21 protein-coding genes and 1 pseudogene are annotated in these 25,544 nt (G+C 73.1%); 9 read left to right on the forward strand and 13 right to left on the reverse strand.

The genetic code is table 11. The features are described from left to right. The 4 genes and pseudogenes from ABZ471_RS04960 to ABZ471_RS04975 form a co-directional block, all read right to left on the reverse strand. Window positions 1–261: pseudogene (locus tag ABZ471_RS04960) on the reverse strand (Toxic cation resistance protein); the annotation flags it as partial. A 103-nt stretch (window positions 262–364) separates the two neighbouring features. Then, the gene (locus ABZ471_RS04965; protein WP_359062493.1) at window positions 365–2,305 is read right to left on the reverse strand and encodes an FUSC family protein; all 1,941 of its coding nucleotides are present in this window, start codon (window positions 2,303–2,305) and stop codon (window positions 365–367) included. A 38-nt stretch (window positions 2,306–2,343) separates the two neighbouring features. Then, a complete protein-coding gene (locus ABZ471_RS04970; RefSeq protein ID WP_359062495.1) occupies window positions 2,344–3,300 on the reverse strand; it encodes an endonuclease/exonuclease/phosphatase family protein in 957 nt (318 codons plus the stop codon). A gap of 9 nt (window positions 3,301–3,309) precedes the next feature. Beyond that, complete coding sequence (locus ABZ471_RS04975) at window positions 3,310–4,098, reverse strand: alpha/beta hydrolase (protein ID WP_359062497.1); 789 nt, start codon at window positions 4,096–4,098, stop codon at window positions 3,310–3,312. Window positions 4,099–4,196: 98 nt separating this feature from the next. On the opposite strand from ABZ471_RS04975, the gene ABZ471_RS04980 reads away from it, so the two are divergent. Further along, on the forward strand, window positions 4,197–5,543 hold the full coding sequence (locus ABZ471_RS04980; protein WP_359062499.1) for a PLP-dependent aminotransferase family protein: 1,347 nt from the start codon (window positions 4,197–4,199) through the stop codon (window positions 5,541–5,543). Here the strand turns inward: ABZ471_RS04980 and ABZ471_RS04985 are convergent. Next, entirely contained in the window at window positions 5,443–6,384 is a 942-nt protein-coding gene (locus ABZ471_RS04985; RefSeq protein ID WP_359062501.1) for a hypothetical protein, read from the reverse strand. The genes ABZ471_RS04980 and ABZ471_RS04985 overlap by 101 nt on opposite strands. Window positions 6,385–6,619: 235 nt before the next feature. After that, the gene (locus ABZ471_RS04990) at window positions 6,620–7,084 is read right to left on the reverse strand and encodes a hypothetical protein (RefSeq protein WP_359062503.1); all 465 of its coding nucleotides are present in this window, start codon (window positions 7,082–7,084) and stop codon (window positions 6,620–6,622) included. A gap of 145 nt (window positions 7,085–7,229) precedes the next feature. Between ABZ471_RS04990 and ABZ471_RS04995 the strand changes: the two genes are divergently transcribed. After that, window positions 7,230–8,384 (forward strand): PP2C family protein-serine/threonine phosphatase, encoded by a 1,155-nt coding sequence (locus ABZ471_RS04995; protein WP_359062505.1) that lies wholly within the window; start codon window positions 7,230–7,232, stop codon window positions 8,382–8,384. 567 nt (window positions 8,385–8,951) lie between these two features. After that, on the forward strand, window positions 8,952–10,010 hold the full coding sequence (locus ABZ471_RS05000; protein ID WP_359062507.1) for a hypothetical protein: 1,059 nt from the start codon (window positions 8,952–8,954) through the stop codon (window positions 10,008–10,010). Between the two features lie 15 nt (window positions 10,011–10,025). On the opposite strand, the gene ABZ471_RS05005 is transcribed toward ABZ471_RS05000, so the two are convergent. The 3 genes from ABZ471_RS05005 to ABZ471_RS05015 form a co-directional block, all read right to left on the reverse strand. After that, the gene (locus ABZ471_RS05005; protein ID WP_359062509.1) at window positions 10,026–11,996 is read right to left on the reverse strand and encodes an Ig-like domain repeat protein; all 1,971 of its coding nucleotides are present in this window, start codon (window positions 11,994–11,996) and stop codon (window positions 10,026–10,028) included. 127 nt (window positions 11,997–12,123) lie between these two features. Next, window positions 12,124–13,365: an amidohydrolase gene (locus ABZ471_RS05010; RefSeq protein ID WP_359062511.1), complete on the reverse strand. Its 1,242-nt coding sequence runs from the start codon at window positions 13,363–13,365 to the stop codon at window positions 12,124–12,126. An 80-nt stretch (window positions 13,366–13,445) separates the two neighbouring features. After that, window positions 13,446–15,017 (reverse strand): LCP family protein, encoded by a 1,572-nt coding sequence (locus ABZ471_RS05015; protein ID WP_359062512.1) that lies wholly within the window; start codon window positions 15,015–15,017, stop codon window positions 13,446–13,448. Between the two features lie 486 nt (window positions 15,018–15,503). On the opposite strand from ABZ471_RS05015, the gene ABZ471_RS05020 reads away from it, so the two are divergent. Together ABZ471_RS05020 and ABZ471_RS05025 are read left to right on the forward strand one after the other, a co-directional pair. After that, window positions 15,504–16,154, forward strand: a complete 651-nt coding sequence (locus tag ABZ471_RS05020; RefSeq protein ID WP_359062514.1) for a Uma2 family endonuclease — start codon at window positions 15,504–15,506, stop codon at window positions 16,152–16,154. A gap of 291 nt (window positions 16,155–16,445) precedes the next feature. Then, complete coding sequence (locus tag ABZ471_RS05025) at window positions 16,446–17,789, forward strand: helix-turn-helix transcriptional regulator (protein ID WP_359062516.1); 1,344 nt, start codon at window positions 16,446–16,448, stop codon at window positions 17,787–17,789. A gap of 26 nt (window positions 17,790–17,815) precedes the next feature. On the opposite strand, the gene ABZ471_RS05030 is transcribed toward ABZ471_RS05025, so the two are convergent. Genes ABZ471_RS05030 through ABZ471_RS05040 form a run of 3 tightly spaced genes read right to left on the reverse strand, consistent with a single transcriptional unit; the run spans window position 17,816 to window position 20,545 of the window. Further along, window positions 17,816–19,405 (reverse strand): transglycosylase domain-containing protein, encoded by a 1,590-nt coding sequence (locus tag ABZ471_RS05030; protein ID WP_359062518.1) that lies wholly within the window; start codon window positions 19,403–19,405, stop codon window positions 17,816–17,818. Then, window positions 19,402–20,076 (reverse strand): hypothetical protein, encoded by a 675-nt coding sequence (locus tag ABZ471_RS05035; RefSeq protein WP_359062519.1) that lies wholly within the window; start codon window positions 20,074–20,076, stop codon window positions 19,402–19,404. The genes ABZ471_RS05030 and ABZ471_RS05035 overlap by 4 nt, the downstream gene beginning before the upstream one ends. Next, on the reverse strand, window positions 20,066–20,545 hold the full coding sequence (locus ABZ471_RS05040; protein WP_359062521.1) for a sigma factor-like helix-turn-helix DNA-binding protein: 480 nt from the start codon (window positions 20,543–20,545) through the stop codon (window positions 20,066–20,068). Before ABZ471_RS05040 ends, ABZ471_RS05035 begins: the two co-directional genes overlap by 11 nt. Before the next feature lie 201 nt (window positions 20,546–20,746). On the opposite strand from ABZ471_RS05040, the gene ABZ471_RS05045 reads away from it, so the two are divergent. Then, window positions 20,747–21,250, forward strand: a complete 504-nt coding sequence (locus ABZ471_RS05045) for a SigE family RNA polymerase sigma factor (RefSeq protein WP_359062523.1) — start codon at window positions 20,747–20,749, stop codon at window positions 21,248–21,250. Then, window positions 21,240–22,010, forward strand: a complete 771-nt coding sequence (locus ABZ471_RS05050) for a L,D-transpeptidase (RefSeq protein ID WP_359062525.1) — start codon at window positions 21,240–21,242, stop codon at window positions 22,008–22,010. The genes ABZ471_RS05045 and ABZ471_RS05050 overlap by 11 nt, the downstream gene beginning before the upstream one ends. A gap of 67 nt (window positions 22,011–22,077) precedes the next feature. Here ABZ471_RS05050 and ABZ471_RS05055 read toward each other — a convergent pair whose 3' ends face one another. Continuing rightward, window positions 22,078–22,860, reverse strand: a complete 783-nt coding sequence (locus ABZ471_RS05055) for a hypothetical protein (protein WP_359062527.1) — start codon at window positions 22,858–22,860, stop codon at window positions 22,078–22,080. 391 nt (window positions 22,861–23,251) lie between these two features. Here ABZ471_RS05055 and thrS point away from each other — a divergent pair, with 391 nt between their 5' ends. Both thrS and ABZ471_RS05065 read left to right on the forward strand, forming a co-directional pair. Next, entirely contained in the window at window positions 23,252–24,487 is a 1,236-nt protein-coding gene (gene thrS / locus ABZ471_RS05060) for a threonine--tRNA ligase (RefSeq protein ID WP_359062529.1), read from the forward strand. Window positions 24,488–24,518: 31 nt separating this feature from the next. Continuing rightward, a complete protein-coding gene (locus tag ABZ471_RS05065) occupies window positions 24,519–25,487 on the forward strand; it encodes a nucleoside hydrolase (protein WP_359062531.1) in 969 nt (322 codons plus the stop codon). The last annotated feature ends 57 nt before the right edge of the window (window positions 25,488–25,544 follow it).

A 25,544-nucleotide genomic window follows, 5' to 3' on the forward strand; every position in this document is an offset into this window, starting at 1 on the left:
AGTCGCGACCTCGGTCGCTTCGGCGGGCGTGTTCGGCGTCGGCTCCGTTGCCTGCCTGGGTACCGATACCTGGTCGAAGGCTGCGGAGACCAGGTCGTGTGTCTCGGGGGAGGACGTGCGGGGCTCGGGGACCTGAGGGGATGCCTCGGGGGGAGCCGTGGGAGAAGAATCGGAAAGGCTGCGGTCTGCACCCTCTGCCTCGGCGGTTCGTCCCTTGCGGGAGCGGCCGAATGCGTTCCGCAGGAGAGTGAGAATGCCCATGTGCGCAACCCTTCGCGTGAGTTGGTGTCCGTTTAATCCCTGGCCAGGACGGACACGTAAGGTTAGCGGCCCAGGGTTGCGATTCGGTCGCTGGTGGATACCGTCAGTGCGGCGTCGCGATGGCGCGTGCTGCCGCCACTTCCTGGCGCAGGGGTTCCAGAACACTGCCCGAGGGTCCGGTGAGGTCGGTGCGGACCGCGGTGAGCGTTTCCGTCCCGCGTACGGCCTCCGACAGTTCGCGCAGTTGCAGGGCCACCTGGTGGATCTCGGCGGGTGACGGGGGCGGGGCGCCGTGGCGGACCCGGACCCGGGCCGCCGTCGTGGCGTCGACGATGCGTTCCACCGCGACCACCAGCGGCCACCAGGCCGCGGCGCGGCGGCCGGTGGGCGGTGGTTCGCTCAGCGCCCGCTGGAACTCCGTGCGGATGGCCGAAAGGTCGCGGTAGAGGCGGCGGCGCATGCGGGCGCGGGCGGCCGGTTCGGTGTCCGGGCCGAACGCCGCCTCCACGTACGCCGTCGTGTCGGCCACCGCGTCCGCCAGGCGGTCGCCGACCCGGGTGCGCCAGCTCTCCGGCCAGAGGAGGTACCCGGAGACCAGGGCGATCGCGCAGCCCATGAGGGAGTCCAGGAGGCGGGGCAGCAGGAGGGCCGTGCCCTGGTGGTTCAGGATGTCCGAGAGGAGCAGGATCACCGGGGTGATCGCCGCCGTCTGGTAGCCGTAGCCGCGCGGCGTCAGGGCTGGGATCAGCGGGGCGAGCAGGAGCATCACGGGGACGTCCCACCAGCCCCGGGGCACCTCCGCCAGTACCGCCGCCGCGGCCCCCAGGCCCACCACCGTGCCCAGCGCCCGCAGCAGGGCCCTTGAGAACACCGAGCCGAAGTCGGGCTTGAGGACGAAGGTGATCGTCAGGGCCACCCAGTAGGAGCGGGGGACGGGGACGAGAGAGACCAGGGCCTGTGCGAGGCCGATGCAGACGGCGAGGCGCAGGCCGTAGCGCCAGGAGTTGGCGGAGAGGACGAGGGTGCGGGCCGCTCGGGCCGTGCGGATGCCGAGCGCGGCCGGGCGGCCCAGGCGGTCGTCGATACCGCGTGGGTCGACGTCGGGGGAGGTGACGACCTCGGCGGTGTGGCGCAGGGCGTGGTCGACGGCCCGGGCCGTTTCGGTGGTGGGGGCGGGGAGGGGCGGCAGGGATATGGGGCCCGTGAAGCCGGTCTCGATGGCGTGGGCCAGGTGGCGGAGCGCTTCGGGGACCTCAGGCGGGAGTGGGCGGCCGGCCAGGTGGACGGCGGGTGCCGCCTCGACCACCGGGGTGATCGCGTTCAACTGGGCCAGGAGGCGGGTGAGTTCGCGGCTGTGGCCGTGGTGGCGGGCGCGGTGGGCGAGGACGAGGTCGTAGGCCTGGTTGAGGGACTGGGTGACCTCGTAGCGGGTGGTGACGTAGTGGTCCTGGTCGCCGCAGGCGGCCAGCAGGGCCGCCACCTCGCGGTACGCCGCCGCGACCGAGGCCCGCTCCGGTACCCCCGCCCGCAGCGGCCAGGCGAGCAGCGCCAGGGCGAGGACGAGGAGACCGCCGCCGGCCATCAGGGCCGGGGGCAGCCACCAGGGTCCGGGGAGCGGAAGCCCCGCGCCGATCACGGCGTTCAGGAGCAGCAGCAGTCCCGATACGGAGGCCACCGCGCCGATGGTGGAGATCATCCCGGACAGCAGGGCGACGCCGGTGACGGCCGCGACCGCGTACCACCCCTGGCCGTACACGAGGGAACCCAGGGTGACGCCGACGGCGCCGAAGAGCTGCGGGACCGCGATGTTGAGGATGCGCAGGCGGTAGGCGTCGGCGGTGTCGCTGATGACGCCGGACAGGGCGCCCATGGAGGCGAGCGCGCCGTAGGCCGGCTGTCCGGCCGCGAGCCCGATCGCCAGGGGGAGGGCCATCGCGAATGCGGCCCGGGCCATCGCGGCCCCGTTGAGGGGTGCCCGGTGGGGTTGGAGGTTCCGGACCAGCCAGTCGGGAGGGGTGAGGCCGATCGGGAACTCGCGGGACATGCGCCCATTATGACCGCTTCGCTCCGGCGGGCCCGGGGTCATCTGCGCTGGTGGAGCGTGATGTCGACGACTAGCGCGCGGTGGTCGGTGCCGGCCAGGCGCAGGAAGCGGGCGTCGGTCGCGGAGAAGTCCGGGGAGAGCAGGACGTGGTCGATCTGGGCGCCGATGACGGAGGCGGTGCGGGAGGGCCAGCTGGGGGTGCGGTCGTGGCCGGCGAGGCGGGCGGCGTCGGTCAGGCCGGTGTCGAGGATGCGGCGGAAGGCCGCGTGGTCCTGGGAGGCGTTGAAGTCGCCCGCGAGGATGGTGGGGGTGCGGGGGTCGGCCGCGGCGAAGGTGCGGAGCCGGCCGAGTTCCCGTTTCCAGAGGCCCACCTGCCCGGGGAGCGGGGGCATCGGGTGGGCGAGCTGGACGCGTACGGCGTGGCCGCGTACGTCGGCGACGGCTCCGGGCATGCCCATCGTGCCGGGGACGCCGGCCGTCGCCTTCAGCGGGAAGCGGCTCAGGACGAGGGAGCCCCGGGAGCCGCCCGCGGCCACGGCCTGCCGGTGCGGGTAGGTGGCGGAGAAGTCCCGTTCCAGCATGGCCTGGCAGGTGTACTCGCACTCCTCGACGAAGACGAGGTCCGGGTGGTGGCGGCGGATCTGCGGGACGAGGGCGGGGGTACCGCGCCCGAACTCGACGTTCGAGGTCAGCACGCGCAGGGAGGCGAGGGGCTGCCCGCCGGGCTCGCTCGTCTTCCCGTACGGCTCCAGGTACCAGGCCAGCAGGCCGAGTACGGCGACTCCCCACACCAGCCCCGGCCACCAGCGGGCGAGCAGGGCGCACAGCAGGGCGAGGCCGGTCGGCACGAGCAGCCAGGGCAGGAAGGCGAGCAGCTGCGGCACGGGCGTGATGCCGTCGGTCCCGGCCACCCGGCAGCCGACGATCACGCTGACCCCGGCGAGGAGGAGGGCGGCGGACCAGGAACCGAGTCTGCGTCCAGGGCCATGCGTCACGCCCCGAGATTACGAGCGCGAGTCGACCGCGGTCAGGAATTTCCCCAACACCCCGTTGAACTCCTCCGCCCGCTCCAGGTTCGGCATGTGGGCCGCTCCCCCGACCACGTGCAGCACGGAGTCGGGCAGTGCCGCGTGCATCGCCTCGGCGTCCGCCACCGGCGTGTACGTGTCGTCGGCGCCGACCACGACCAGCGCGGGCACGGTGACCCTGGTCAACAGGGGCCGGTAGTCGGGGCGTTCGGCGCGGCCGCGCAGGGCGGCCGCCGCGCCCTCGGGTGAGGTGGCCGTCATCATGCGGTGGACGTGGGCCTTGACCTCGGGGTCGGCGTACGGGGCGACCATCTTCTCCAGGACCTCGTCGGCGTAGCCGCGCAGGCCCTCGGCGAGCAGCCGGTCGGCCATGGCGCGCCGGCCGTGCCTGCCCTCGGGCGTCTCGGGGTCGGGGAAGGTGTCCGCGAGGACCAGGCCCCGGACGCGGTCGCCGAAGCGGTCGTAGCACTCCATGGCGATCTGGCCGCCCATCGAGAGCCCGGCCAGCACGAAGGAGTCGGCCTCCAGGAAGCCCAGCAGTTCCTCGATGTCCTGGGCGTGGCGGGAGAGCGGGACGGTGCCGGGGGTCACGGGGGAGGCGCCGTAGCCGCGCAGGTCGGGGGCGATCACCCGGCGGCCTGCGGAGAAGGCGGCCAGCTGCGGGGCCCACATCGTGCGGTCGAAGGGGTGTCCGTGGACGAGGACGAGGGGTACCCGGGAGGAGTCTCCGGGGTTTTTGTCCTCGTACGAGAGGAAGGGCGGCATGTGATCGACCCTAGGGGGCCTCAACTTCTCGGTGCAATAAAATCTTTGCTCTCGGTGCAATGCGACGGGCTCGACGTACCGGTACGACAGGGGGACTTGTGGACGACTATCGGCGTATCGCCGACCGGATAGCCGGCGACATCCGGGGCGGCCGGCTCAGGCCGGGGCAACGGCTGCCTCCGCAGCGGGCGTTCGCCCGGCGGCACGGGATCGCGCCCTCGACCGCGGGGCGGGTGTACACCGAACTGGGGCGCCGCGGACTGGTGGTGGGCGAGGTCGGGCGCGGCACGTTCGTCCGGGCCACCGAGCCGGACGCGCAGCCGGGGCGGGCGCTGACCGAGGCGGCGGGCGGGGCGCCCGTGAACCTGGAGCTCAACTACCCGTCCGCGCCGGGGCAGGCGGAGCTGCTGGCCCCCGCTCTGGCTCCGCTGCTGCGGCCGGACGTGCTCTCCGAGGCGCTGCGGCCCGCCCCGGCCGACGGCACCGCGGCGGCGCGGGAAGCGGTCGCCGGACTGCTGGCCGCCGGCGGCCTGCGGCCCGACCCCGAGGGGATCCTGTTCACCGGCAACGCCCGCCAGGCCATCGCGGCCACCCTCGCCTCCCTGGTACGGCCGGGTGGCCGTGTCGGCGTCGAACCACTGACGTATCCGCTGGTCAAGGAGATCGCGGCGCGGCTGGGCAGCACCCTCGTACCGCTCGCGGCCGACGCGCAGGGGGTGCTCCCCGAGGCGCTCGCGGCCGCCCACCGCACCGCTCCCCTGTCCGCGCTCTACCTCCAGCCGACGCTGCACAACCCGACCTCGCTGACCATGGGCACCGCGCGGCGGGCCGAACTGGCCGAGGTCGTCCACAGGCTGGGGACACCGGTCGTGGAGGACCGGATCTGGTCCTTCCTGCACGAGGGTGGCGAACCCCCGCTCGCCGCCCTCGCCCCGGGGCTCGTCCATGTCGTCGACGGGCTGTCCAAGCGGGTCGCGCCGGGACTCACGGTCGGGTTCGCCGCCGTACCGGCCGGGCGGGCCGAGGCAGTGGCCCGGGCCGTCCGGTCCGGGGGCTGGAGCGCGGGCTCCTTCGCGCTGGAGGCGGCTGTGCGGTGGATCGGCGACGGGACCGTGGCGCGGCTGGTGGAGGCCAAGCGGCGGGACGCGGCGCGGCGGCAGCGGCTGGTCGCCGAGGAGCTGGGCGGGTTCGCCGTGCGGTCCGATCCGGCCGCCTACTTCGCCTGGTGGCAGCTGCCCGCGCCCTGGCGGGCGGACACCTTCACCGCCGCCGCGCGGGCGCACGGGATCGCCGTCACACCGGGTACGGCCTTCTGCGTCGATCCGAGCCGCACCCCGGACGCCGTCAGACTCGGGCTCGCGTCGGCTCCGGAGCCGGAGCTGGCGCGGGCACTGCGGACCCTCGCCGGCGTCGCGCGGGCCGGGGCAGCCGCAGGTACCGGGTGAGCCAGGCCGTCAGGGCCACCGCGAGACCGAGGCCCAGCAGCAGCCAGGCGACGGTGCGCAGGGTGCCGGTCAGGGCGTCGTAGATCGCGCCCGCGGCCGGATGGGGCGCGTCGGCGGGCAGGCCCGCGAGGGTGAGGCTGCGGCCGACGGCCAGGGCGAGGCCGAGCAGGGCGCCGCCCAGGGCCGCGCCCAGCGCGGTGGCCACGATCGCGCGGCGGCGGTGGACGGCCAGGGCGATCCCGGCGACGGCGAAGACCATGGCCGCGACGGGGAGCCAGAAGCCGGCGACTTCGAGCACGTGGAATCCCTTCCTCAACTGGGCCACCTCGCGCGCCGGGAGCACGGGCACCGCGGTGTGCTCCACCGGGATGCGCGCGGCCAGCGGCACGTGGTCGTGGGCGAGCTGCTGTTTGACCTGGGCGGTGACGGGCGCGAAGTCGACGGTGACCGGGCGCTCGTACGCCTCCTCGGCGGGGTCCTCCTCGCGCAGGGCGCGCAGGACCGCGTCGTGCGTCACCCGGTTGCCGGTGTCCCAGGCCAGCCGGAAGGCGCGGGTCTGGGTGAAGGAGCGGACCGCGTCGTGCACGAACGGGGCGACCGAGCCGCGCATCGGGCGGACGTCCATCCGCTGGTCCACCTCGCGCAGGATGCCGTCCCCGACGGTCTCCGCGACGGCCTCCCGCACGTCCGGGTCGGAGGCGAGCGGGGCCATCGCGGTGACGTACCGGCCCGTGTCGGTGAGCCCGTACGACGCCCAGGCCGCCAGCGCGCCGAACGGCACGAGGAGACAGGACAGGGCGATCAGTACGGCCGACAGGACGCTCCTGAGGCGTGGGGGCACGTTTCCAGGCAAGGACCCCTGGGCCCGAACGGCGACCGGTACGACTGCGTTCGGGGGAAAGGTCAAGCCGAACGGCCGCGCCGACTGGCGGAGCAGGAGATTCCGCTCTCCGGTGGAGGGCTGACCCGAACGGGTGTTTCCTGGTGCTGGTGAGGTGGGATCACAGGGGAGTGCGTGGGCCCCCGGTCGTTCTCCGGCCGGGGGCCCACGCGCGTGCCGCACGCTCGGCCGATGCTCAGCGGACGCGATGTCCGGCCGCGTCCTCGCGCGTGTAGAACCGGTAGAACAACACCACGAAGGTGACCGCGGCGATCGCCAGCGACATGCCCACGGACCGCAGGATCGAGGCGCCGCTCTGGCTGTACAGGAACCCGAAGGCACAGCCCACGAACGCGGTCCAGGCCAGTGCGTGCACCTCCCGCCGCAGCCGCGGGGCCACCGTCAGCAGGGCGAAGAGCGCCACCGCGAACACGAGGGCCGTGACGAACCCGAACAGCACGTTCCAGCCGGTGATGGGACCACCGGAACGGTTGTTGGCCGCGGCCCAGTAGCCGTAGACCAGCCCCAGCAGGACCGGTACGGCCACCCTGGCGATCCGGTGGGTGCGCGCGTCGAAGATGTCGGGCGTCCGGCCGCGGGTCACGGCCGGACGGGTGGTGGGCCGGGACACTCCGCCGGCCGAGGGTGCCGCATGAGCCATGAGAGCGCTCCTCTCTCTCCTCGCCCCCGCCTTCCAGAGCACACCTGCGGGTACGCCCTGGCAAGTCGGCCGGAAGAGTGCAGCGGGCCCGGATGCGGCCGGTGTGTTCCCGTGCTTCGCTGAAGGACATGGAGGGCTGCCCGCCGTGACCGACCTGGAGTACCGGAAACGGCGGCAGTTGCTGCGGATCCGGGGGCGGAGCATCGCATGGGTGCCGCCCCTGCTGCTGTACCTCGGCATCACGCTGGTGGACCTCAACACCACCGAGCGGTTCCGGATCATCTCCTGGATCGTCCTGGTCCCCGGCATCGCCGCCGCCATCTGCGGGGTGTGGGCGACGGCCGCCTTCGCCGGGCTGTCGGTGGTGACGTACATCGTCGTGGACAGCGCCTGGCCCGACGAGTACCAGGCCGGACTCGCCGACTTCGTCCTGGTCGCCCTCGGCGGCGCCCTCGCCACGCTGGCCTCCGCCGTGCGGGTGCGCCGCGAGCGGCAGATGCTGCACATCCGGGACATCGCCGAGACCACCCGCCGTACCGTGCTGCGCCCGCTGCCGCCGGTCTGGGCGGGCCTGGAGCACGCGGGCGTGTATCTGGCCGCGGATGTGGACGCCCGGGTCGGCGGCGACTTCTACGACATCCAGCCCGGCCCGCACGGCACCCGCGTCCTCGTCGGGGACGTGCAGGGCAAGGGGCTGGGCGCGGTGGAGACGGCGGCCGTGCTGCTCGGCACCTTCCGGGAGGCGGGCTACCACGAGGCGGAGCTGGCGACCGTCGCCGAGCGTCTCGAGGTGCGCATGCGGCGCCACTGCCGGCACACCACCGCCCTCGGCCGGGACGACGGCGACCGCTTCGCCACCGCCGTCCTGCTCGGCTTCCCCGAGGACGACCCGGGCACGGTCGAGATGATCAACTTCGGTCACGAGCCCCCGCTCGCCGTCGGCCCGCACGGGGTCCGCGCCCTGCCGAGCGGCGACGGACTGCCGCTCGGGCTCGGCGACCTCGTGGCCGACGGCCCGACGCTGCACCGGGTGCCGTTCGGGCCCGCGGAGACCCTGCTGCTGGTGACCGACGGGGTGACCGAGGCGCGGGACGCGGCCGGCGGGTTCTACCCGCTGGCCGACGAGGTGACCCGGGCGGTCGCGGCCGACCCGGGCCGGGCCGAGCCGCGGCGGCTGGTACGCCGGGTCCGCGACGGCGTGCTGAGGCACAGCGGCGGCCACCTGGGCGACGACACCACGGTGTTCGCCGTGCGGCGGGCGGCGGGCGAAGGCCCCGTACGGGGACGTCTGCGGTCCTGAGACACGCCTTCGCAGCAGCGGTTACGGTGCTGACGGTAGGGCGATCTACCTCTGATCTTGCGCAGTGCGCCGCTCTTAGGGCGGTGGTGAAGCGCATCTCAAGCCTGCTCAGAACTCGGCCGCGGCCACGGGGCCGCACTGTTCCCTTGCGTCACGGGGCGTTGCTGCCGCTCGATGTACTGCTTCACGACGGTGAGGTTGTGGATGACATGACGACCGGTGCGTACCTCGGGATTCGGATTCCAACGACTCCCGGACGGCACGGCCGACCGGGACACGTGGCTCACCCCGAAGGAGAAAGCCAAGCTGCTGCGCCTGGAACGGGCAGCCGGGAGGACCCGGCCACGTTCGCATGCAAGAAGCCTGACTGCGGCTTCGATGCGAACGCCGACTGGAACGCAGCCAGGAACATCTTGCACCTGTACCGGATCGGCCTCGTGGCGATCCCGGCTGCTGGATGGTGCAGTCGGCAGGCGCGGAAACGCGTCAAGCCCGCCGCCGTAAGGTAGGTGGGAATCTCCTTCCTGAGCTTGCGAAGAAAGGAGAGCACTTCAAAGGGGAGGGACGATGCCCGGAACCGTGCTGCTGCTCGCGGCCTCGCCGGTGGGCAGGGGGCGGCTGGTGGACGCGGCCGGGGTGCTGCCCGTGCTGGCCGCGGTCGCCCCTGCCGTGCTGTCCGGCACCGACACCGCGAACGTCGTCGAACTCGCCGACCCGCTGGAGCCGCAGGCCGTCCTCACCCGGCTGCGCGCCGCCGCGGCCGCGCCCGGACCGCTCACCGTGTACATCACCGGGCAACTCCACCTGGACCGCCGCCAGCACCAGCCCCACCTGGCCCTGGCCCGCACGGCCCCGGCCACCGTCCGCTACACGGCCCTGCCCTGGCACTGGATCCGGGAGGAACTGCGGTTGCGCTCCGCGGGGGCCACGGCCCTCTTCGTCGACCTGCACGCGGACGCGGAGACCTGGCAGTACCTTGCCCGGCAGCCGCTCGACTCGGGCCGCACCAGCGCGGTCTACGGTCGTATCGCACCCCCCTCCGGCCGGCGGGGTCTGGCCGAGCCGTCGTACATGAAGGCGGTGGCGACGCTGTTGCGCAGTGGACACCGGCCGCCGCTGGAGCAGTTGCACCAACAGGCGTTGGCCCGGATCGCGGACGAAGCGGCGACGAACATCCTGCTCACCGCGCGGCCTCCGCAGAGCGGTGATCCCCACGCCGCCCTCAGTGCCGCCGTCCAGGCAGGCCGGCACGGTGAGGCCGACGGGCTGGCCGCCGGGCACGAGCAGGCCGCCGTACGCGCCTGCGGGCCGGCCTCCGACGAGGCGCTGCACTGGGCCGAAGTGCGGGCCGATCTCGCGATGTTCGCGGGGGACGCGGCGCGCAGCTGCCGGGCCTGGCTGAGGGTCGCCGGGGTGCGGCTGGCCGCCGGGCAGGCGCCGGACGCGCCCGCGGTGGAGGCGGCCGTCGACCGGGCCCACCACCAGTGGAGCTGTATCAGGGACACGGCGCGGGCCCGTGAACTCGGGCCCGCGCTCGCGGAGTTGAGGCTACGGGTGCCGGGCCGCCGGCAGGGCGCGCTGGAGAACGTCCAGCGGCACCTGCGGCAGCTCCAGGCAGCTCAGTAGCGGATCAGCAGCGGCTCACCTGGTGAAGGTGAAGTACTTCCAGGCGCCGTGCGTCGTGGAGTTCACGGTGTCACCGGAGGAGCCGTCGATGTACGACGAGCGGACCCGGAACCGCCAGCCGACGTCCTGGCCGTGGTCGCCGGTGATGTTCACCCTGGACACGCCGTCGGTGCCCAGCGCGAAGTACGCGGGGTCGCCGGGGTACCACCTGCCCTGGTAGTACACCTCGAACTCGAACTTCTGCTTGCGGTCCTTGTAGTACGACATCTTCGTCGTGATCAGCGGGTTCTTGGTCTTGTGGAAGAAGTAGTAGGTGTGACCCCACGTGCTCCTCGCCTTGTAGTGGCCGCTGACCGACGTGGAGATGCTCGCCTGGGCGCCGGTCCAGCTGGAGACCGAGCGGGGCTGCCAGCGGGCGTCGCCCGCGAACTTCGCGGTGACCGTGGTGTCCCGCTTCAGGTCGAGGGTGACCGACAGGTTGCCGTGGGAGTCGACCCTGCCGGACTTCACCCGCTTCTTCGGCTGGTCGGAACCGGACGGGTCGGCCCAGATCTCCACCGTGCGGTTCTTGTACGTCGTCCCCAGGTGGGCCGTGAACTTCACGTCCTTGCCGTAGGAGTACACCTTGCCGTTGTTGTTGATCGACAGCGTCGGCTTGGCGCGGGAGACGTCCACGGTGTCGGTGCCAGAGCCCGCCGCGTGGCCGGTGTCGCCCGCGTAGGCCACCTTGTACTTCACCTTGCCGCCGGCCGGCGGGGTGTCGGTGAAGGAGTAGGTGCCGTCGGCCCTGGTGGTCACCGAGGGCAGCGTCTTGCCGTTCGGGGAGTCCAGGTCGGTGCGGGTGACGGTCAGCCTGGTGCCGGCGGGTAGGGCCACCTTGGAGGAGACCTTGCCCTTGACGGTGAGCTTCTTGGCGCGGGCGGCGGTGGCCGGGGCGTCCACGGTGATGGCGGTGGTCGCCCTGGTGGGCCCGTCGAGGACGCGCAGGGTGTAGACGCCGTCGCTGTTGTACGACACCGCGAACAGACGGGAGGCGTCCGGCGCCCAGGCGAGCCCGGAGTCGGCCAGCTCGTCGGCGCCGCTGGTGTGGCCGGTGTTCGGGAAGTCGTACTCCCGCACCGACGTGGTGGCGCCCGGCTTGTAGACGAAGACGTCCGGGTTGTACCAGCCGTCGACGCCGGCCGCGACCGTGCCGTCCCCGGCGACGGCCACCGCGTTCGGGTAGGTGGCGCTGGCGTAGCTGCCGTCCGGCGTCAGGTCGGCGGTCTTGAACACCGGGTGGCTGTACGGGTATCCGCTGGCCACGACGACGTCCTTGCCGTCCGGCGTGACTGCGAGATCCTTCATGTACTCGCCCGCGCCTACGGAGGCGAGCCGGTTCGGCGTGCCGGACGCGACGTCGTACGAGACGACCGTCGCGGAGCTGCTGCCGGTCTGACCGGCCACCAGGACCGCCGAGTTCGGGGCCGCGTCGAGGATCGGCGCGTCGTACCAGCTGCCCTTGGCCTGCTCCAGGGTGATCACGGGCTGTTCGCCCGACAGGTCCACGGAGCCGAGGTCGCCGGAGCCCGACGGGCCGTAGCCGAACCAGATCCGGCCGCCGGCCACCGCGACGCTCTGCGGCTGGTCCCCGACGGCGTAGCGGGCGGACTCGGTGTCGGTCGCGGTGTCGACCGCCACGATCGCGTCGGCGTCACGGACCGCCGCGTACAGCGTGCCCGAGTCGGCCGAGAGCTCCAGGCCGGTGACGCCGGGCAGGCTGGTGATCTGCTTGACGACCGTCCCGCCGAAGTCGGTGACGACGATCTTTCCGTTGCTCGGGTCGCTGACGAAGACCCGCTGGTGGACGGCGTCCACCACGATGTCGCCCGTCTTCTTGACGGGCAGGATCCTGCTGGAGTCGGCGGATGCCGGAGTGGCGGCGAGGGCCGCCGAGCTGAAGAGGACCGCCAGGGTGGTGGCAGCCGTGAGAGTGCGCATACGCACGCTGATTCGAACCCCCCGGAACGAATGAAGGCATGGGCGCCACGTGGCACGGCTGTTGTATGTGTCCCCTGTGAGCCGTGCGTGGCGGACGAGTGAATATGGTGAAGACTAGGTCGCGAAGACTAGGTCATGCCACTGACAAAAAGGCGAGCGCCCCCGACACCAGCGTCCGGACACCCGGGACGACTGTGGACAGGTCGGGAGCAAAGTGGGGGCTGTGGTTGCTCGGCACGGCCGCGAACCTCTCCTCGAAGTCCGTTCCGGGCGCCTTCTCCCACACCTCGGCCGGGGTGGTCGTCACGAACCAGTACGAGTACGGGATCGAGCCGAGCGCCAGCTCCGGGAAGTCCTCGCTGCCCATCGCCGGGCCCGGGTCGAACACCGTGCCCGCGCCGAAGACCTCGCCGTGCACGGCGGCCACCGTGGCATCGGTGTCGGCGTCGTTGACCGTCGCCGGGAAGCTGTCGCCGAGGGTGATCTCGGGCGGGCGCGGGCAGCCGGCGGCCAGGCACTCGCCCTCGGCGACACGGCGGATCGCGGCCAGCATCCGCTCGCGCACCTGGGCGGACTGGGTGCGCAGGTTCAGCGCGATGCGCGCCTCGGACGGGATGATGTTGTGCCGGGTGCCCGCCTCGATACGGCCCACGGTCAGCACCGCCGCCTCGCGCGCGGCCAGTTCCCGGGAGACGACCGTCTGGAGCCGGGTGACCAGATAGGCGGCGGTCACCACGGGGTCCACGGTCGACTCCGGGCGCGAACCGTGGCCGCCCCGGCCGTACACCACGATGTCCACGTCCGTCGACGCCGACATGATCAGGCCCGGCGCGTGCGCGTACAGGCCAGCCGGGCCCGGGGCCGCGTGCTGCCCGAGCAGCACGTCCGGGCGCCCGAAACGCTCGTACAGCCCGTCCGCGACCATCCGGGCCGCGCCCGCCCCGGTCTCCTCGGCCGGCTGGCCCACGACCAGCAGGGTGCCGTGCCAGGTCTCCCGGCCGGCGGCCAGCGCCTCGGCCGCGCCCGTGAGCCAGGTGACGTGCAGGTCGTGCCCGCAGGCGTGCATCACCCCGTCCGTCCCGGAGGCGTACGGCAGTTCGGTCTCCTCCTGCACCGGCAGTGCGTCCATGTCGGCGCGCAGCAGCACCGTCGGTCCGTCGCCGTTGCGCAGTACCCCCGCGACCCCGGTGCCGCCGATCCCCTCGGCCGTCTCGAACCCGGCTTCACCCAGCCGGCCGGCGAGTCTGCCCGCGGTGCGGTGCTCGTGCAGGGACAGCTCGGGGTGACGGTGCAGGTCGCGGTAGAAGTCCTCCAGGTCCGCCTCCGGGAGCCCGGCGGTGAGGTCCAGGGCGGTGCGCGCTGCGGCAGAGGTCACGGGCGCAAGCCTAGGCCTCCGGCGGGGTAGGAGGGAGAGTGCGCCGTGCGCCGGGAGCGCTCTGCCAGGGGTGCCGGGGTCTACCAGGTGAACCCCTTCTGCACCTCCATGCACGCGTCCTCCTTGTTCCCGGGCAGCACAGCGGCCGTGTCGGGTGCCTTGGTCGGGCTCTTCGACTTCGGGTAGGTGTCGCCGGTGCGCCAGTCCGCGCCGACGATCAGGGTGACGCCCGAGACGTCGGTCGACCTGCGCACCTGGCTCAGCGGGATGCCGAGCGCCTCGGCCACCGCCTGGGCGTCGCCTTCCAGGTCGGCGCTGGGAAAGAGGAGTTGGGTCTTCGCCTCGGCGGCCGCCGTGAGGTCCGACGCGGCGCGCGTGAACCCCTTGCCCTGGAGGACCTGGGCGACCGTGCGGGCCCGCTGGGGCGTCGGGGCCTGTCCGTCGGTGCCGGTGCCGTTGCGGACCTGCACGGCGAGGGAGCCGTCGGGGGCGGCGGGGTCCTTGGACTTCTGCTCGGTCCGGTGCTTCGCGGCGCGGCCGTCCAGCGGGGTGTCGTCGCGGACCATCGACAGGAGCTGGTCGGCGTCCTCGGCGGCGGGCACCAGCCGGTTGCGGTTCTGCGACCACTGCACGGTGGGCAGCGTCGTCATCGTGATGCGCTTGGTCGGGACCTTCTGCAGCTGCCCGGTCAGGTCGTACAGCTTCTTGACCGTGCCGAGGCCCTCGTCCACGGTGAGCGCCTTCGTCGCGCTCTCCGCGAGCCTGCGCATCTCGGTGGGATTGCCCAGCGTCGCGTTCTCGCGCAGCTGGCGGACCATCGAGTTCATGTACATGTGCTGGGCGTGGGTGCGCCCGATGTCGGTGCCGTCCTCGAAGCCGTAGCGGGTGCGCAGCCACTGGAGGGCCTGCTTTCCCTTGACGGGCGTGGTGCCCGCCTTCAGCTTCAGGCCCGAGCCGTGCCCGTCGGAGGTGTGCGAGTAGACGTTCTGCTTGACGCACACCGGGACGCCGCCGATGGCGTCCGCCATGTCGACCACGCCGGAGAAGTCGACCATCATGAAGTGGTCGATGTGGATGTCGGTGAGCTTCTCCCAGGTGGCGACGGTGCAGCCCGGGCCGCCGCGGCCCAGCGACTCGTTCGCCATGGACAGCGAGAGCGCGTCGTACACCTTGTTCTTGTCCGGGTCGGTGCACTTGGGGATCGGGATCATCGTGTCGCGGGGGAGGCTGACCACGGACATGTTGCTGCGGTCGGCCGAGACGTGCAGCAGCATCTGCACGTCGGCGAGCGGCGGCCGGCCCACGTCGCCCTTGGACCCGCCGAGCTTCAGGTCCTCCGCGGTGTTCCGGCTGTCCGAGCCGATCAGCAGGATGTTCAGCGGTGTCTGGCCGTCGGCGTTCGGGGTCGCCTCGGGCACGGCGGAGTCGCCGAGGTTCAGCCTGGCCTTCTTGATGTTGGCGTTGAGGTGCTCGTAGTAGAGGTAGCCCGCGCCCGCGGTGCCGCATATGACGACGGCCAGCGTGAGAGCCGTCCAGCGCAGTATCCGGCGCTTGGGGCGCGGTGCGTCCGGTTCGGTGCCGTGGCGTCTGCGTCCGCCGCCCCCGCCGTGCCGCCCCCGGTTCTTCGGCCGCGCCTGCGCGTCCAGCGTCATTCCCCTGCCCTTCCCCCCCGGACGAAGCGCATCTGACCTCGTCGCGGCTGCACCGGATCGCACACATTAACGGCGTGGCCACCCATGCAGGGGTGAGTGGTGAGATATGCCACTCGCGTACAACCTTCTCCGGGGTTGACGAACTGCCCTGATTTCTTTGGCAGTTCCCCTCTGGGCGGCCGGGAACTGCTGACGCCGGTTGTGTGATGGCTGGCACCCCCATGCAGTCGCTCGGTCACACTCGGCGATGAACCGCGTCAGCATGGGGGGCCTCACGGCATGGTCCACATCCGCGCACTCGACCCCGGTGGGCACCTCGCCGTGGCTCCCCGTGCGTGGACTGCCTTCATCCGCGCCTGCAAGTGACTGTGGGCGACGGACGGCGCGGAAACGTAACAGCACGCTCGTTCGAGTGATCGCTCCGGATTCGCCGGGCAGGCTTGCCGTCTACGCTGGGAGAGTCGCGCTGAGCGAGGGAGGTCTGTCATGGCGACGGCGGAGCCGATCATCATGCCGGGGTACCAGGGCGAGGCCATTCATGGTCCTTACGACGACCCTGACGGCGACAGCGACGCGGACAACGGCGCGCCCGACCACACGGGTGCGAGTGTGCAGCAGGTCTTCGAGCTCTTCAGTGCGACGGCCCCGAGGGGCTGGCGCGTGGAGTTGATCGAAGGGGAGATCTGCGCGACGCCACCGACGAACGGGGAGCACGAGGAGATCGTGTCGGAACTCAGTGGGCAGGTCAGGGATCACGGCAAGGGGCTGGGCCGTTACACGGGCATCGGCCTGAACGTGCCTGGCGCCTGCGAGACCGGACACGTCGTCCCCGACCTGGTCATCGCCCCCAAAGGCAGTTTCGACGACCAGGAGGAGTGGCACGAGCCGTCGGGTGTGGTCCTCGTCAGTGAGGTCACCTCGACGAGCACCGCCGACCGCGACCGCGACAGGAAGATCCACGGCTACGCCCGCGCCGGCATCCCGGTCTACCTCCTCATCGATCGAGAGGAAGGCGAAGTCACCGTCCACTCCGAGCCCTCCGGTGACGACTACGGCAAGAGCCCCAAGTACAAGCTGGGCCTCAGCGTCCCCCTCCCCGCCCCCCTGAGCTTCGAGTTGGAAACCGCCGAGTTCTGAAAGGCCCCGCTCGGCCCTAGCCGTGCTGTAGGGGTGCCGTCTGTTGTGTCGGGACCGCCGCCCGCGCCGGGCCGGCGTTCGCTGCCGTGATCAGGGCCGCTACGGCGAGGACGGCCGCGGCCATCCCCCTCAAGTACCGTGCGGTGGGGCGTTCGTAAGGGGGGAAAGTACGACCGAGCACGACGACCTCGCAACAACAGCGACGTGTTAAGCATGCTTAATCCGCCGCTTAACCTAGAGGCTGTCGGAGTCGAACGGCAAGGGGTCACAGGGGAGTTGGGGGTGCCGCGGATGCGGGAACGGGACGAGCCGGAGGTCGTAGGCCGGCGCGTACAGCAGTTGCGCACCGAACAGGGCCTGACCCAGCGCCAGTTGGCGGAGCCGGCGTACACACCCGCCTACATCTCCACCCTGGAGGCGGGCCGGGTCCGCGCCTCCGACGAGGCGCTCCAGCACATCGCGGACCGGCTCGGCGTCGCCTACGAGGAGCTGGCCGTCGGCCGGCCCGCCCGCCTCGCCACCGACCTCCGGCTGCGGCTCACCGAGGCCCAGCGCACCCTCGCCGACGGCAAGGCGGAGGAGGCGGCCGAGCAGTACATCGCGCTGCTCGCGGAGGCCGAGACCCACTCACTCGCCTGCGAGCAGGCCACGGCACTCCTCGGCCTCGGCGAATGCGCCCTGGAGACGGGCGAGCTGACCCAGGCCCGCGACCACTTCGAACGGGCCGAGGAGCGTCTCTCCGGCGAATCCCTGCCCGCCCGCGTCCCGGCCGTCCGCGGCCGCGCGATCGCCCACTACCTCGCCGGCGAACTCCGCTACGCCGTCTACCTCCTGGAATCCACCCTCGACGAACTCAACCGCGGCGGCCTGCACGACCCCGACGCCCTGCTGCTCCTCTACGCCAGCGCCATCGGCCCCTACATGGACATGGGCGCCCACGCCCGCGCCGCCCAGGCCGCCGAGTTCGCCCTGGCCCTGGCCCCGCAGGCCGCCGACCCCGCGCTGATCGCCCGGATGCACCGCTCGGTCGCCCGCACCCTGCTCGCCGAGGGCCGGGTCGCCGAGGCCGACGCCTCCCTCGCCAAGGCGGCCGAGCTGTACCGCCAGCTCCAGCTGCGCACCGAACTCGCCAACTGCCACTGGATGCGCGGCTACGTCTGCGCCCAGAACGGCGACCTGGACCGGGCAGAGGCCGAGCTGCGCCAGGCCCTCACCATGCTCGCCCAGACCCGGGCCGCCCTCTACCGCAGCCAGGCCGCCGTGGAACTCGCCGACGTCCTGCACCGGCGCGGCAAGTCGGCCGAGGCCGCCGACCTCCTCAACGGAGTCCTCGGCGACCTCTCCTCCGAACGCGGCGCCGTCCACGCCGCCGCCGCACACCGCCTCCTCGGCATCATCGCCGAGGACGCCCGCGACACCGAGGCCGCCGAGGAGCACTACGTCCGCGCCCTCAGCCTCCTGGAACGGGCCGGCGCGGCCGGCGACCTGGCCGACCTGTGCCGCCTCCTCGGCGACCTGCTGCGCCGCACCGGCCGCGTGGAAGCGGCTCTGGACGCCTACCGCACGGGCCTCGGCCACCGCACGGCGCCCGGCACCACGACCCTGGGCCCGGCTCCGGCGCAGCCGCCGCTGTGACCTGGAGGAACGTCACCTTTCACCCCTCACCCCTCACCCCGCGTCGGGGTCGCCGACGCGGGCGAGAAGACGTCCGACCGGACCCCTGCCGCCAGATCCGCGGCCGCATCGGGCAGGTGGGCCGACCTGGCCGGGTGGCCCTTGGTGGCCGGATGCTCGGCGAACAGGGCGGTGGTCAGGGCGAGCCGGGGGCTGTACGCCGACTGCCACAGGGTCCGGGCGCCGGGGCCCGTGCCCGCGCCGCCGGTGAACATCTGCAGCGGGCTCGCGGCGGCGTACTTCGCCGCGGTCGCGGCCTCGCCGGGGCTCATGACCCGGTGCCGGTCCGGGTGGGCCGTGTAGACGGTGTGGCCGCCCCGGGTGATCCGCTCCACCATGTAGGGCGTCGCGTACCTGCCCGCCGCCGCCGCCGTCGCGTACGCCGAGGCCACGGTCAGCGGCGTCGGTGCCGCGGTGCCCGGCAGCCCGGTCAGCGGGGCACCGAGCCGCATCCCGGTGAACGGCCGCAGTGCCGTACCGGCCTCCACCGCGCCGGACAGGGCGTCGTTGAAGGGCTGGTGGGCGTAGTCCCTGCCGCCGTACAGGACGCGGACCGCGCCGTCGCCGGGGACCATGGCGATCACGGCCGCGTGCAGTCGGGTTTCCTTCGGCAGGCTCATCGCGCGCTCGCGTACGCGCTCCGAGACCGCGTACTGCGTGCTCAGGTCGAAGGTCGTACGGACCGTGTAGCCGCCGCGCGCCAGCTGGTCCTGCGAGATGCCCAGGTGGCGGGCGGCCTCCACGGCGGCCGCGTCGATCAGGTACTGGCGCTGGCCGTCCGTGTTGCCGGGCGGGTAGAAGCGGAAGGCCGGGAAGGCGGCCGACGCGCGCTGCGCGGACGTGATGCTGCCCGAGGAGCGCATCGCGTCCAGGACCCAGCGCCAGCGCTTCTCCAGTGTCGCGGTGACCTTCGCGTCCGCGCCCGCTCGTTCGTAGTACGTCGGCCGGTTGATGATGGCCGCGAGCGCCGCGCCCTGCGACACCGTGAGGTCCTTGGCGTCCACGCCGAAGTAGTTGCGTGCCGCCGACTGGATGCCCGCCGCGCCCCGGCCGAAGTACACGGTGTTGAGGTAGCCCTCCAGGATCGTGTCCTTGGTGCGGGTGCGGTCCAGCTTGACGGCGATCAGCGCCTCGCGGGCCTTGCGGGTCAGGGACTGCTCGGGGCTCAGCAGGGCGTTCTTCACATACTGCTGGGTGATCGTCGAACCGCCCTGGCGCTCCCCGCCGGACAGCGTGGACACGGCTGCGCGGACGAGCGCGCTGGGCGAGACGCCCGAGTCCGTGCGGAAGGAACGGTTCTCGGCGGCGATCACCGCGTCCTGGACGTGCCGCGGTACCTCGGCGAGGGCCACGTCCTGCCGGTCCACCGGCCCGCGCCGGCCCAGGTACTCCCCCTCCGCGTCCAAAAAGACCGTGCTCTGGCTCACCGTCTCCGGGTGCGGGGCGGGAACGGTCGTCAGCAGGTACGCCACCCACACCGTGCCGACGAGCGCGAGGAACAGCGCGAGCAGCCCCACAAGGACCCGCCTGACCCAGCGGCCCCGGCGGCGGCGCAGATGCACGAGAAGACGCTTCACGAGCCCACCCCGCCCCGCGCCAGGACCTTGCCGTCCGCGTCGTACACCGTGACCCGGGTGTCCAGCAGCATCCGCTTGTCGCGGGTGACGGTGAACCGGGCGGTCGCGTACCAGACGTCCCAGCCGGGGTCGCCCGCCAGCGTGAGCACGGTCCCGGGGAGGCGGCCCGACGGTGTCTCCACCTCGACGCGGGCGGCCGGTCCGCCGCCGTGGTGGACGCCGGACAGCAGCAGCCGCCCGTCCACCCCCTCCAGCCGGAGGGTGACGGCAGGGGTGTCCGAGGAGAGCCCCGCGACCGGCAGGAACTCGCCCCCGCCCTTCGGCGCCGACCAGTGCGCCCCGTCCTTCGTCAGCCACAGCTCCGTCCCGGACAGCGGCCGTACGCGCTCACCGGCCGCCACCACCCGCACGGACCCGGCAGCCACGGACTTTCCGGGTGTCACGGGCCCGGGTCCGGACCGGGCCACCAGCTGCCGGCCGACGTAGCCGAGCGGGCCGAGCACCAGCAGACAGCAGGTGAGCAGCGCCGTGATCCGGCGCCGGCGCCGCCGCGTCCGCCCCTCGCGCTCGATGGCGGCGAGCGGGACGGGCGTGCGGGGCGCGTCGCCGACGGCCGAGGCGAAGGCCTCGTTCAACTCGCCCGTTATCGGCTTCGGTTGGCTACGCCTCATCGGCCACCTGCCCCAGGGCCTTCAACCCCCGTCGCTCGTACGACTTCACCGCGCCGACCGACCAGCCGAGCATCTCGGCGATCTCCAGCCGGCCCAGCTTCTCGCCCAGGCGCAGGACCAGTACCACCCGCTGGCGGGCGGGGAGGGCGGCGAGGGCGCCGGTGAGCGGGGCCTGTGGGGCGGGCACCGCGTGGCGTGGACGCGGTCGGCGGCCGAGGCGGTGGCCGAGGTGGCGGCGTACCAGCAGGCGTCGTACGTAGAAGTCGGTGTCGTTGTCCGGGATGCGCCGCCAGCGGGCGTACGCGTCGGACAGGGCGGTGCGCGCGAGGGCGTCGGCCTCGGCCGGGTCGCCGGTCAGCAGGTGGGCCGTGCGCAGCAGACGTGGCCAGGCGAGGGCGGCGTAGCTGCCGAACTCGGTGGGTCGGCAGGGGCGTTGGACGCGATGACGGGTTCGATGTCGGTGGTTCACGTCGGTGCGCTGCCCGCCTTGGTGCCGGCCACCCCGTGGAGGAGGGCACGGGTGGCGGGACGGCGGCGGCCGGCTCTGGTCGTCATGGGGTTTCCTCTGCGATGTGTTTCGATGTGCGGCGTACGGGATCTGTACGCACCGCGAAGCTGTCCGGGTTGCACGGAGGTTCGGGGAAGTTGGGGTACCGATGGCAGGGGCGGCATGACCGAGGACGAGTTCGACGCGTTCTACGCCGCCGCGTTTCCCCGGCTGACCGGCCAGCTCTACGCCTTCACCGGAGATCACGGTGAGGCGCAGGACGTCGTGCAGGAGGCGTTCGTACGGGCGTGGGACCGGCGGCGCGACTTCCTCGCGGACGGGGCGCCCGAGGCGTGGATCAGGACCGTCGCGATGCGACTGGCCGTCAGCCGGTGGCGCCGCGCCCGGCGGTGGCTGGAACTCGTGCGGCGCAACCCGCCGCCGGAGTTCGTGCCCGGACCCGACCCCGAGCACGCCGCGCTCGTCACCGCGCTGCGCACCCTGCCCGAGGCCCAGCGGATGGCCGTCGTCCTGCACCATCTGTGCGACCTGAGCGTGGAGCAAGTAGCCTCGGAAACCGGGGCCCCGGTGGGGACGGTCAAGGCCCGCCTGTCCCGTGGCCGCACGGCACTGGCCCGGGTGCTGGCCCCCCGCGAGGGGGAGAGGGAGGGCGACCGTGTCCGATGACCGCGGCTACGACGCCGGCCCCGACGGCACCGGACATCCTGCCGAACTGTCCGGTGCGCTGCATACGTTGGCCGAGGATCACCAGGTGGCCCCGCCCGTCCCCGGCGCCGAGATCCGCCGCCTCGCCCTACGGCGAGGCCGCCGCCGGCGTACGGCCGTCGTGATCGCCGGGGTCGCCGCCGCGGCGGCCGTCGCCGTCACGTCGGCCGTCGGCCCTGGCCACGACTCCGACTCCGGCCGCCGCACCACGCCGGCCACCGGCAACAGCCTGCGCCCCGGGCCGGCCACCACCGCGCCCCCCGCCACCGCCGCGCCCCCGGCTCCCACCGCGTCCCCGGCCACCGCCGACGCCGTCGTCGACCTCACCAAGATGACGATGACCGTCGACGGGCGGGCCCTGCCCGTCTCCCCCGGTGTGCCGAAACAGCCCACGCCCACCGGCCGGTTCACTGTCACCGGCAAGTACCAGGTGCGGCCGCTGAAGACCGGGACCGACGTCGGCGGAAGCGGCAGCGGCGGCGTGAAGGAGGTGACGGTTCCGTGGGTGATCGAACTGCTCTCCGTGGACACGCGCCGGGCCAACTTCGTCATCGCCCTCACCTACGCCCCGAAGGCTCCTGGCAACTACGCCACCACCAGCGGCTGGATCGGCCTGCGCGAGGCCGACGCGAAGTGGCTGTACACGCGGTTGGACAAAGGCTCGGTGGTGCTGGTGACGGGGAGGACGCCGATGGTGGGGACCTCCATGACGCGGCCCTAGACGGCGGGCCGTGGACCGGCCGGTCCGGGGCGGGCGGGAACAGGAAGCGGGCGCACGGGCGGGGTGGTCAGACCAGGGCCCGGCCCTGCTTGCGTACGTCCGCCAGGCGCAGCGCGCCGATCTGGACGGCCAGCTGCGTCGCGTCGTTCGGCACGTCGCCGAGGCCGGCGTTGGTGAGGGCGAAGGCGTCCTCGCCGACGCGGACGGCGGCCACGTCCATCGTCAGCACGAACTGCTCGTCGTCGGACGTCGTGGTGGCGAAGGCGAGGCGCAGGCCCTGGCGCACGTCCCCGACCTCCGGCAGCGGGGCCTCGACTACCCGCACGTCCTCGACCAGGCCGTTCTCCGTGGTGGCCGTGAACTCGGCGCACTGGGCCGGCATCGTCCGCAGCCACGCCAGCGCGGCGTCGACGTCCGACGGGCGGCGGGCACCGATCTGGTAGCGGAGCTGGGCGTCGGTGTCGGCGTCGTCGAGGCCGACGGCGACCCGGGCGGGGGCGCCGAGGAGTTCGTCGGCGTAGAGGGCGTCGAGCAGGCGCTGGCACTCCCCGGCCGTGGTGGTCGCCTTCAGCAGGCCGTCCCGCCAGGTGGCCGCCCCGCGCGTCGCTGACCAGGGGGTGCCGAGGTCGGTCTCCGTGATGAGCGCGGCGCGGGCCTGGTCGTCGGTGAGCGTGGACCCGTCGCTCCGGGCCGACGCCTTCGCCGTGGGGGAGGGCGAGTCGATGGTGGGCAGGGGCTGGTGCGCGGTCGGCGGGCGCTCCAGGCCGAGGGCCGCGCAGCCGGTGACGGTGAGGAGGCCGACGGCGAGAGCAGCGAGGGGGCGGACGCGGGGGCGTATCGCAGCGGTCATCGGGGTGCCTCCTGGGCAGGCCGGTGAGGGTGGGCCGGTGAGCGGGCCGGTGGGGGTGCCTGCTCTCACGGCACCATCGGCCGGACCCGCCCACCAGCGCTCCGGGCCGTCCGGGTGAGGGCGGGGGAAGCGTCCGGGTGAGGGGCGGGGAGAGCGTCCGGGTGGGGGCCGGCAGCGTGTCCGGACGGGGGGAAGGGAAACCTGTGGTCCGCCGGGCGCTGCCGCTGTTACGGTCGTCCCATGCAGCGCGCCCAGCAGTGCCCGCAGAGCACGACGACGCCGGAGACCGTCCCGGCGCGCTGACACCTGAGCAGCCGAAAGCCCCGGGGCGAAAGCCCCGGGGTTTCGTCGTGCGCCGGGGTGTTTCGCCTCCCTCACCGAGGAGACCCCGATGAACGAGAAGCTGCCCGACCACCGCCGCCTCGGCCGCGAGCTGGACCTGTTCGACACCGACCCGCTGATGGGCGCGGGCCTGCCCTACTGGCTCCCGGACGGGGCCGTCGTACGGCACACCCTGGAGGAGTACATCCGGGAGGCGGAACGCGCGGCCGGCTACCGGCACGTGTACTCGCCCGTGCTCGGCAAGCGCGAGCTGTACGAGATCTCCGGGCACTGGGACCACTACAGCGAGGACATGTACCCGCCGATGAGGCTGGGCCCCGAGGAGTCCGAGGAGGTCGTGCTGCGCCCCAGCCTCTGCCCCCACCACGCCCTGATCTACCGCTCCCGCTCCCACAGCTATCGCGAACTACCGCTGCGCATCGCCGAGTTGGGCACCATGTACCGTGCCGAACTGTCCGGCGTCCTCGGCGGCCTGACCCGCGTCCGCGCCATCCAGCTCAACGACGCCCACATCTTCTGCACCCTGGAGCAGGCCGTGGACGAGGCCCGGGCGGCGCTGGAGCTGATCGCCCGCGCCTATGCCGACCTGGGCATCGAGGCCGTACGCCACCGTCTCTCGCTGCCCGGCGAGGGCGGAAAGTACGTCGCCGACCCCGGGCTGTGGCAGCGGGCCACCGCGTTGCTGAAGGAGGTCCTCGCCGAGAGCGGCGTGGCCTACGAGGAGGCGGAGGGCGAGGCCGCCTTCTACGGCCCCAAGATCGATGTGCAGATCGCGGACCCGGCCGGCCGCGAGTCCACCCTGTCCACCGTCCAGATCGACTTCCACCAGCCCGCCCGCTTCGACCTGCACTACATCGGCGCCGACGGCGCCAGGCACCGGCCGGTGATGGTGCACCGCAGCATCATCGGCAGTGTGGAGCGGGCCGTGGCGCACCTCATCGAGGCGCACGGCGGGGCCTTCCCGGCCTGGCTGGCCCCCGTGCAGCTGGCCGTGCTGCCGGTCGCGGAGGAGCAGGTGGAGCGGGCGGCGGCGGTGGTCCGGGAGGCGTCCGCGCTGGGCCTGCGCGCCGAACTCGCCGCCCCCGGACAGGGCACCCTGGGCGCCCGCATCCGCGCGGCCCGTCTGGTCCCCTACCAGGCGGTGATCGGCGAGCGGGAGGCCGACGCGGGCCTGGCGGCCGTACGCCTGCGCGACGGCCACCGCCCGGGCCCCCTCCCGGTACCCGAACTGCTGCACCGCATCACCGACCGGGTGGCGGCGCGAGGCGCTGCACTGTGGTCGTGATCTAGGGTCGGTACGACGGAAGGAGTGTGCTGTGACCGATCAGCCCGCCGTGCCCGTGATCATCGACTGTGACACCGGCGTCGACGACGCCCTGGCCCTGCTGTTCGCCGTACGCCACCCGGGCCTGGATCTCAGGGCGGTGACCTGCGTGGCCGGGAACACCGACGTCGACGGGGTGGTCCGCAACACGCTGACCGTGCTGGAGCAGGCGGGCGCCCCGGACATCCCGGTGGCGCGGGGCGCCGCGCGCCCGCTGATCGAGCCGGCCCGCTCGGCCCGGCACGTGCACGGCGCGGACGGCATGGGCGACCTCGGTCTGCCGGCGCCGACCCGCGCCCCCGCCCCCGTGGACGCCGTGACCCTCCTGCACCGGGAGATCCTGGCCTCCCCGCGCCCGGTCACCCTGATCCCGACCGCACCGCTCACCAACATCGCGCTCCTCCTGCGCATCCACCCGGAGGTGACCCGGAACATCGAGCGGATCGTGTTCATGGGCGGCGCGGTCGCCACCGGGAACGCCACGCCGGTCGCGGAGTTCAACGTCTGGCACGACCCGGAGGCGGCGGCGGTCCTGCTCACGGCCGGGGTGCCGATCACCATGTACGGGCTCGACGTGTTCACCCGGGTCGCCGTGCCGGGCGCGGACGTACGACGGCTGCGGGCGAGCACGGAACCGGGCACCCGGCTGGCCGGCGAGCTGCTGGGCCACCGCCCGTCCGCGCCCGAGCCCGACGGCGACGACCCGGCCGGCGGCCTCGGGGACGCCGGTGCCGTGTGCGCGGTCGCGGACCCGGCCGGCCTCACCACCCGCCACCTCCCGGTCGAGGTCTCCCTCGCCCCGGGCCCGACCCGCGGCCAGACGGTCGTCGACCGCCGCCCCCGCCCCGGCGAGTCGGAGATCCACGAGGGCACCCGCGAACAGGCCCTGGTGGACGTGGCGCTGGACGTGGACGTGGACCGCTACGTGAAGCTGTACCTGGAGACGGTGGAACGGTCCTAGGGTCTGTCAGGCGGATCAGGCCGGCTTCAGCCCTCGTGCGCCCACCGTACGGCCGTG

Origin of the sequence: Streptomyces sp. NPDC005728 (genome assembly GCF_040630895.1) — a bacterium.
Taxonomy (GTDB): Bacteria; Actinomycetota; Actinomycetes; order Streptomycetales; family Streptomycetaceae; genus Streptomyces.